Genomic DNA, 2,634 nt, shown 5'->3' on the forward strand with positions numbered 1-2,634 from the left:
GCGCGCCACGATCTCCAGCGCCTCGGCCACGCCCCGGCGCAGGCTGTGCACGGCCTGCACGTCGCCGCGGCGCACGTAGGCCAGCAGCTCGCCCAGCATGGCCTGCGCGGGCGACAGCGCGATGTCGATCTGCGTGCCGTGCATCAGGTCGGCGTACGAGCGCCGGTTGATCAGCGCCAGCACGCGGCTCGCGCCCATGCGCTTGGCCAGCAGGCAGGCCATGATGTTGTCCTCGTCGTCGTCGGTGAGCGCGAGGAACAGGTCCACCTCCTCGACGTTCTCGTCGCCCAGCAGGTCTTCGTCCGTGGCATCGCCCTGCAGCACCAGCACCTCGGAGGGCAGCGTGGAGGCCAGCTCGACGCAGCGGTCCGGATCGCCCTCGATCACCTTGATGTGAAAGCGCCCCTGCTGCGCCAGCTGCCGCGCCAGGCGCAGGCCCACGCGGCCGCCGCCGGCGATCATGATGCGGCGCACCGCCCGCGCGGGCTGGCCGTCGCGCTGGTGCATGGCGGCCAGCACCTGGGGAATGTGCTCGCGCGCGGACAGCACGAAGACCTCGTCGCCCGCCGCGATGCGCGTGTCGCCGTCGCAGGCGATGAAGCGGTCGGGCTCTTCGGGAAAGCGGCGGTAGATGGCCACCATGCGCATGGCCACGTCCGGGATGCCGGCCCGCATGTCGGCGATGCGCACGCCCGCCACGGTCGCGCCGGCCCGCACGCGCACCGACACCAGGCAGGCCCGCCCGCCGGCGAATTCGCGCACCTGCAGCGCCTCGGGGTACTCCACCAGCTTGCCGATGTAGCGCGTCAGCGATTCCTCGGGGCAGATGATGCGGTCCACCGCGAAGCCGTCCTTGCCCAGCAGCAGCGCGGCCTGCTCGCGGTCGTGCTCGAAGCCGGAGGAGCGCACCCGCGCGATGCGCGTGGGCACGTTGAAGAGCAGCTGCGCGACCTTGCAGCACACGAGGTTGGTCTCGTCCTGCGCGGCGCAGGCGATGAGCAGGTCGGTGTCGCGCGCGCCGGCCTCGGCCAGCACCTCGGGGTCGATGCCGTTGCCCACCACGCCGCGCAGGTCGAAGCGCGATTCCAGATCGCGCAGGCGCTGGGCGTCCGTGTCGATGACGGTGATGTCGTTCTGCTCGGACACGAGGCTGTCGGCCACGCTGCAGCCGACGCGGCCCGCGCCGAGGATGATGATTTTCATGTCAGTGTTTTGGGCTGGACCGGACCGCAGGCTCGATAGGGACCGTCAGCCGCGCACTTCGCCTTCGCCCAGCACCACGTACTTGAGCGAGGTCAGGCCCTCGATGCCCACCGGGCCGCGGGCATGGAACTTGTCGGTGCTGATGCCGATCTCGGCGCCCAGCCCGTACTCGAAGCCGTCGGCGAACCGGGTGCTGGCGTTGACCATCACGCTGGCCGAATCCACCTCGCGCAGGAAGCGCTGGGCGTGGCCGTGGTGGGTGGTGAGGATGGCGTCGGTGTGGTGGCTGGAGTAGCGGTTGATGTGGGCGATGGCCTCGTCCAGGCCGTCCACCACCTTCACGCTGATGATCGGGGCGAGGTATTCCTCGCTCCAGTCCTGCTCGGTGGCAGGCACCAGCTTCGCGCCCGGCACGCCGGCCAGCAGGGCGAGCGATTCGGGGCAGCCGCGCATCTCCACGCCCTTGGCGGCATAGACCGCGCCGATCTGCGGCAAAAAGGCAGCCGCCGCGCCGCGCGCCACCAGCAGGCTCTCGCTGGCGTTGCACGGGCTGTACTTGTTCGTCTTGGCGTTGTCGGCCACCTTCACCGCCATGGCGATGTCGCAGGGATCGTCCACATAGGTGTGGCAGTTGCCGTCCAGGTGCTTGATGACCGGCACCTTGGCGTCGCGGCTGATGCGCTCGATCAGGCCCTTGCCGCCGCGCGGGATGATGACGTCCACGTACTCGGGCATGGCGATCAGGTGGCCCACGGCCTCGCGGTCGGTGGTCTGCACCAGCTGCACCGCGTCCTCGGGCAGGCCGGCCTCGGCCAGGGCCTGCTGCACCAGGGCCGCCAGGGCCTTGTTGGAGTCGATGGCCTCGGAGCCGCCGCGCAGGATGCAGGCGTTGCCGCTCTTGATGCTGAGGCTGGCGGCCTCGATGGTCACGTTGGGGCGGCTCTCGTAGATCATGCCGAACACGCCGATGGGCACGCGCATCTGGCCGACGCGGATGCCGCTGGGCTGCTGGCGCATGCCGGTGATCTCGCCGATCACGTCGCCCATGGCGGCGAGCTGCTCGCAGCCGAGCGCGCAGGTTTCCAGCACCTTGGGGGTGAGCTTCAGGCGATCGACCATGGGCTCGGCCAGGCCGGCGGCGCGGGCCCGCTCCAGGTCGCGGGCGTTGCTTTCCTGCAGCGGGGCGGTCTGCTCGCGCAGCAGGCGGGCCAGGGCGAGCAGGGCCCGGCTCTTGACCGCCGAGGGCGCCCGCGCCATCTGCGCGGAAGCCGCTTTTGCCTGGATGCCGAGGCCATGGGTGTATTCGGCGATGTGGAGCGCGTTCATGGGCGTGATTTTGACGCAGTTGCCGCGGCCGCGGAAACGCAGGGCTGTCGCGCCGCTCACCTTCGAGAGCGAAATCACTACCAATTTGATAGCAAAATGCCCTAG

At 70.1% G+C, this 2,634-nt stretch carries 2 protein-coding genes; both read right to left on the minus strand.

Annotation, left to right across the window (positions count from 1 at the left end; all coding sequences use genetic code 11):
- Positions 1-1,203: Trk system potassium transporter TrkA (trkA, locus tag AC27IQ_RS22170; protein WP_487090819.1), on the minus strand; the 1,203-nt coding region annotated here is incomplete at its 3' end.
- Between the two features lie 45 nt (positions 1,204-1,248).
- Positions 1,249-2,529: a glutamate-5-semialdehyde dehydrogenase gene (locus AC27IQ_RS22175; RefSeq protein WP_284431578.1), complete on the minus strand. Its 1,281-nt coding sequence runs from the start codon at positions 2,527-2,529 to the stop codon at positions 1,249-1,251.
- Between the last annotated feature and the right edge of the window lie 105 nt (positions 2,530-2,634).

It is taken from the genome of Acidovorax sp. KPB24-07, assembly GCF_057543315.1.

Bases quoted from the DNA above. Each gene is read 5' to 3' on its own strand.
- AC27IQ_RS22175 (WP_284431578.1), bottom strand. From the start codon at position 2,529: ATGAACGCGCTCCACATCGCCGAATACACCCATGGCCTCGGCATCCAG.